The sequence below is a fragment of the Paucibacter sp. TC2R-5 genome (genome assembly GCF_025717605.1).
GTDB lineage: Bacteria > Pseudomonadota > Gammaproteobacteria > Burkholderiales > Burkholderiaceae_C > Paucibacter_A > Paucibacter_A albus.
Genome location: NZ_JAJIRQ010000033.1, coordinates 1 through 985, shown reverse-complemented (window position 1 = coordinate 985; position 985 = coordinate 1). Strand labels below are relative to the sequence as shown.

Here is a 985-nt window from a genome sequence, read left to right as displayed (position 1 = left end):
CACAGAACTCCGCCAGTTTTTCCTCAAAATCTGCGACGGTGTACTTGGCATCCCTCATGGCTCTTTGTCGGACTTTGCTGAATTTCTCATTCAACCCAGCATGTTCAGGGGAGACATATCCGGCCAGACTACTTATGTATCGTGTTTCAATTGTCTGCTGAGTTCTTTCTATGGTTCCCTTTAAGTCGCCTCGTTTGGGCGGCATACGCAAAACAATTACGCCACAGAACATGAAGACAATCGCCATGCAATTTGAAATTAGGTCCATGCCGTTGTCAACGGCAACAATTTCCTCCAGTCCGAATACATCCCATCGCTGGGCCAAATGACACAGTTTAGTTGGCAACCATATTGACTTTGGAAGCACACATCGCCGATAGAGTCGAATCGTATCTATGGATTTAGGGGTAGTCGTTACAGTAAATCCTTTGATGACCCCGGCATTGTGATCGCACCCCAGCCCTACAGAATAGACCAGTGGAACTTTCCAACTGTGCGTTGGGTATAGGTAAATTACATATTTGGAGTAGTCCAACTCAGTGCGCTGTCCGGAATAATATGTATGATGCCTACCAATCTCTCGGACATCCTGAGTTGCATACAGCTTACCCAGTGCGGCAGCCTTCTTTTTGAATTTGTCTATCAGCTTCATCCATCCTCGGGTTAGTTCTTCCGAGATGGTTAACTTGGTCTCGCTTTTTGAGCTTTCGCCAGAAATATTTTTTGCCATAGTTTTAAATAATTTATTTATTCATGTGCTATTCNATGTGCTATTCGCCTACTTCCCCTTTGAGAATTCTTTTTCCAATCGAACATTCAGCTCTTTGTTTGCCTGGCCTGTTGTGATGTGCGGCCTATTTAGAACGATTTCTTCCAAAATTTGTTTTGCTCTCAAATTGAAATCTTCGGCCACGCCTCGCCGGCTTGAAGTTTTCCTCCAGTCCCACTGTGTGTATTCAACACCTTTGGTCTGAAGCGAGCGAAT

2 protein-coding genes are annotated in these 985 nt (G+C 44.7%); both read right to left on the bottom strand.

Translation table 11 applies throughout. The features are described from left to right. A partial coding sequence (locus tag LNV08_RS22940) for a hypothetical protein (protein WP_263536060.1) occupies positions 1–730 on the bottom strand: 730 nt, incomplete at its 3' end. 48 nt (positions 731–778) lie between these two features. Further along, positions 779–985, bottom strand: a 207-nt coding sequence (locus tag LNV08_RS22935) for a hypothetical protein (RefSeq protein ID WP_263536059.1), incomplete at its 5' end; no start/stop codon positions are given.